3 protein-coding genes are annotated in these 3150 nt (G+C 73.1%); 1 reads left to right on the plus strand and 2 read right to left on the minus strand.

The window, feature by feature from the left end:
* Positions 1-298 precede the first annotated feature (298 nt).
* Complete coding sequence (locus tag ACFWW8_RS38325; RefSeq protein ID WP_386537506.1) at positions 299-1306, minus strand: stage II sporulation protein M; 1008 nt, start codon at positions 1304-1306, stop codon at positions 299-301.
* Positions 1307-1417: 111 nt separating this feature from the next.
* Between ACFWW8_RS38325 and ACFWW8_RS38330 the strand changes: the two genes are divergently transcribed.
* Positions 1418-2365, plus strand: coding sequence for an RDD family protein (locus ACFWW8_RS38330; protein ID WP_386537508.1), 948 nt, complete (start codon positions 1418-1420; stop codon positions 2363-2365).
* Here ACFWW8_RS38330 and ACFWW8_RS38335 read toward each other — a convergent pair.
* A complete protein-coding gene (locus ACFWW8_RS38335) occupies positions 2362-2988 on the minus strand; it encodes a hypothetical protein (protein WP_386537510.1) in 627 nt (208 codons plus the stop codon). The genes ACFWW8_RS38330 and ACFWW8_RS38335 overlap by 4 nt on opposite strands.
* Between the last annotated feature and the right edge of the window lie 162 nt (positions 2989-3150).

A 3150-nucleotide genomic window follows, 5' to 3' on the forward strand; every position in this document is an offset into this window, starting at 1 on the left:
ATTCCCGGTCGAAGCGGGATTCGCTTTCCAGGTATTCGCTTTCGCGTTTTCCCTTTCCGGCGATTCCGACTCTATCAGAAGATTTCCACCGGATTTCCCGGCTTCGGATTCCTGTGATGAGGAGTCGAATGCGGCCCCGCTGGAATTCAATTCCCTGGGGCGAGAGAGACCTTAAACCATCGCTGCCGAACTTGTCCAGTTCGAGGCAACCGTTCGAATCTACCTCCCCGCTCGGCCCGTGTCAACGGTCCTTGCGGGACGACGAGGAGACTAGCAGCTCAGCGGGCCCGTACGCACATCAGGCCGCGGTGGGGAGCGTCGCCGTCCGGTCGGCGGCTTCGACGTCGCCCAGCTCGCCCGCGCGGGAGGCGCGGCCGCCCAGGACGTACACGTAGACGAGGAAGGCCGCCTCGGCGGCTACGCCGATCAGGATGCGGGCCCAGGTCGGCAGGCCGGACGGGGTGACGAAGCCTTCGATGAGGCCCGAGACGAACAGGACCACCGCCAGGCCGAGCGCCATGCCCAGGGCGGCCCGGCCCTGTTCGGCGAGGGCCGTGCGGCGGGTGCGCGGGCCCGGGTCGATGACCGTCCAGCCCAGGCGCAGGCCCGTACCCGCGGCGACGAAGACCGCCGTCAGTTCGAGCAGGCCGTGCGGGAGGATCAGGCCGAGGAACACGTCGAGCCGGCCGGCGGCCGACATCAGGCCGAGGCCCACGCCGACGTTGGCCATGTTCAGGAACAGGATCCAGAGCACCGGCAGGCCCAGGAAGGCGCCGAGAACGAGGCACATCGCCGCCGCCTTGGCGTTGTTCGTCCAGACCTGGGCCGCGAACGAGGCCGCGGGGTGGCTGGAGTAGTACGTCTCGTACTCGCCGCCCGGCCGGGTGAGCGCCTTCAGGTCCTCGGGGGCGCCGATCGCGCCCTGGACCTCGGGATGCGTCGCGATCCACCAGCCGATGAGCACGCCGACCGCCGTGGAGAGCAGCGCGGTCGGTATCCACCAGCGGCGGCTGCGGTACACCGCGGCGGGGAAGCCGGCGGTGAAGAAGCGGGCCGCGTCGCGCCAGCTCGCGCGGCGGGTGCCCGTCACCGTCGCCCGGGCGCGGGCGACCAGCTGGGTCAGCCGGCCGGTGAGCATCGGGTCGGGGGCGCTGGACTGGATCAGGGAGAGGTGCGTCGACGTGCGCTGGTAGAGCGCGACGAGTTCGTCGGCCTCGTCGCCGGTGAGGCCTCGGCCGCGGCCCAGGAGCTGTTCCAGGCGGTCCCATTCCGCACGGTGTGCCGTCACGAAGACGTCGAGATCCATCCGGTTGCCGCTCCCCTGCCCCAGGTCCCCAGTTTCTGCCTACTCCTGATGTGTTCAGCTTGGCAGACTGGATGCCGACGGGGCGGGTCAGGTCAGGTGAAGGGTGTTGCGGTGAGCGAACTGGTGACGGGGGACGCGGTCGTCCTGGGGCTGCGGCCCGCGAGGGTGCCGAGCCGGGCGCTGGCGTACGTCCTCGACCTGGTCGTCTACCTGCTCACCTATCTGGTGGTCATGATCGGGCTGGCGTACTCGATGTCCACTCTGGACGACGCCGCCCAGGCCGCGGTGGCGGTCGCGAGCGGGCTGTTGCTGGTGGTCGGTGTGCCGATCGCGGTGGAGACGCTGAGCCACGGGCGCTCGCTCGGGAAGCTGGCCTGCGGGCTGCGGGTCGTACGGGACGACGGCGGGCCGATCCGCTTCCGGCACGCGCTGGTGCGCGGGTCCATGGGGGTCGTGGAGCTGCTGATGACGTTCGGGTCCGTGGCGTGCATCGCCTCGCTCGTGTCCGAGCGGGGGCGGCGGGTCGGGGACGTGTTCGCGGGGACGCTGGTGGTGCGGGAGCGGGTGCCCGGGGCGCGGGTCACGCCGGTTCCGCCGCCGCCCCCGTGGCTGGCCGGCCGGTTCGCCGGGCTGGACCTGTCGGCGGTGCCGGACGGGCTGTGGCTCGCGATACGCCAGTACCTGACGCGGATGTCCCAGCTGGATCCGCACGTCGGCGCGGCGATGGCCGCGAAGCTCGCGGACGACCTGGTGGCACGGACCGGTACGCCGCCGCCGGCCGGGGTGCCGGCTGCCGCGTACCTGATGGCCGTGGTGCACGAGCGGCAGTCGCGGGACGCGGCGCGGGCCTTCGCGGGCGCGGTGCCGGGCTTGGGCCACGGGCTTGCGGGTGGCGCGCCGGGCCGGGTCCCGGTTGCGGCTCCGGTCCCGGTTACGGCTCCCGTTCCGGATGGGGTCGCCCCGGCGGCTCCGCCGGCCGTTCCCGTGTACACCGCCCCCGCCGGGCCCCCGGCGCCGGAGGCGCCGCGCAACCGCGGCGGGTTCGCGCCGCCCGCCTAGTCGGCGGGGTCCGGGAACGTCGAGGGCGGGGTCTCCAGGTGTTCGAGCTCGATGCCCGGTGCCGAGAGGACGACGTCCCCGGCGATGTGGACCGTGTGCACCTCGCCGGTGTCCAGGGCGCTGACCTCGTACGTGTCCACCAGCAGCGGGCCGCTGTCCGTGGGGTGCTCCTCGCGCCGGAGCAGGGCCCAGGCCTGGTCGACCGTACGGGGGGCCAGGACCGGGTCGGTGAGAGCGACGAGCCGTACGCGGGTGGCGGGGGCGCCCGCGGCGGGGCGGAGCAGGCGGGCCGTCGCGACGAGGAAGGCCGGTGACGTGCCGGTGAAGCCCGGCGCGCGGACGTTGCCCTCGGTCGCCTCGGCGCCGGCGGGGTCGGTGCGGATCCAGGTGACGCCGTCGATGGCGGCGCCCCGGACCTGCCAGCTGGACGCGTTGGCCTCCAGTCGGATGGGGCGGCCGAGTTCGTCGACGGCGAGGTCCACGGAGCCCCGGTGGTCGCCGTTCGGGGCGGTGAGCTGGGAGACGTAGCGCCAGCCGGAGGGGCCGGGCGCGCAGTGGAAGTGCTCCTCGCCGAGGGGGGTGTGGTCGTGCGGGTCGTGGAGCGAGTAGCGGCCGCGGGGCATGGCGTACTCCCTGGGTCGTTCGCGGGTCGTGCGTGCGCACGGGGCAGGCCCCCGGCAGGTGTGCCGGGGGCCTGACTCGGACTGACGGGTGCTGCGATCCGCGGGGATCAGTAGCGGTAGTGGTCCGGCTTGTACGGGCCGTCGACGTCGACGCCGATGTAC

Source organism: Streptomyces sp. NPDC058701 (assembly GCF_042715295.1).
In the GTDB taxonomy this organism is placed as follows: Bacteria; Actinomycetota; Actinomycetes; order Streptomycetales; family Streptomycetaceae; genus Streptomyces.

Coding starts and splice junctions, on each gene's coding strand:
- ACFWW8_RS38325 (WP_386537506.1), bottom strand. CDS start 1,306: ATGGATCTCGACGTCTTCGTGACGGCACACCGTGCGGAATGGGACCGC.
- ACFWW8_RS38335 (WP_386537510.1), bottom strand. CDS start 2,988: ATGCCCCGCGGCCGCTACTCGCTCCACGACCCGCACGACCACACCCCC.